Below are 1021 nucleotides of genomic sequence, written 5' to 3' on the forward strand. Positions count from 1 at the left end.
GTTGCGACCGATCCCGCCGCCGCGAATGCCGTGGCGCCCGGCAGCAGCGATCCGGCCGGAGCCGCCGCGACGGCGCCCGGCGGGGTGGTGCGGTCGGACGAATGGCGCGGCATTTATTATCTGCTGCTCAGCCCCGACGACTATCCGGGCAGCTATGCGATCAAGGCGCTGCAGGCCTGCGGCAAGCGGACCAATTGCCTGGTCTATGGCTGGGATTCGGCCCGGCGCGTGCCGTTGGCGGTGACCGAGGCACGTCCCGCCGGGGTTGTCTTCATGTGGTCCCGCCATGGCGACGAGCAGAAAGCGATGCGGGATTGCGCGCGAACCCCACGCGACAAGCCTGAGCAATGCCTGCCCGGTACGGCGGGTCTTTCGGCCGCACTGACCGCAGCTTCCCCCGAGCGCTGACTGATACCGACGAAGATTTCGCTGTCCTACAGGCAGGAAATCGGAACATAGGGTGAACTTCCGGTTAAAGGGAGGGTCGAGAATGAAGGGGATTGTACGAGGCGGAATCGCCTTGGCGAGCATCGTAATCGTCATGGCAGCGCCAGCGGCGGTCGCGCAGCAGGTGCAGGCTCCGGCGGGCTATGCGCCGCTGACCGCACCATGCGTCGTCCAGGGGGATGGGCGCTGTACGGCGATTACGGCAGATGCGCCGATGCCGGTGGCATCCAGGGCCGAACGGCTGGTTCTGGCGAGCAGCAACGTCGCCGCCGCACCTGCGACTACGCTAGGCGGCCTTTATGTGGTCAACCAAATGTGCAGCGGTTACGGCACCGTCGTCCTGCGCTATCTCGCAGCGGACGGTAGCACGATGCTGCCGCTGGTCAGCCGTTCGACGGGAGATTCCGGCGGTGGGACCACCCTGTATCTCGGCGCAGGAACGGTGGTCGACGTTCAACTGTCGGGGATGACCGGCTGTGGCGTCCAGCTGGCACGGGTGCCCGCATGATGCGGCGGCTGTTCCTCGCCTGCGTCGCTGCGGCCGTGCCGCTGGCCGCCGCGCCCGCGATCGGGC

At 67.4% G+C, this 1021-nt stretch carries 1 protein-coding gene and 1 pseudogene; both read left to right on the forward strand.

Annotated features, from left to right (window positions below; all coding sequences use genetic code 11):
• Nucleotides 1-408 (forward strand): annotated as a pseudogene (locus tag U1700_RS15435) (cell wall hydrolase); the annotation flags it as partial.
• Nucleotides 409-520: 112 nt separating this feature from the next.
• Nucleotides 521-955, forward strand: coding sequence for a hypothetical protein (locus U1700_RS15440; RefSeq protein WP_332753541.1), 435 nt, complete (start codon nt 521-523; stop codon nt 953-955).
• Nucleotides 956-1021: the final 66 nt, after the last annotated feature.

The sequence above is a fragment of the Sphingomonas sp. RB1R13 genome (assembly GCF_036663775.1).
Taxonomy (GTDB): domain Bacteria; phylum Pseudomonadota; class Alphaproteobacteria; order Sphingomonadales; family Sphingomonadaceae; genus Sphingomicrobium.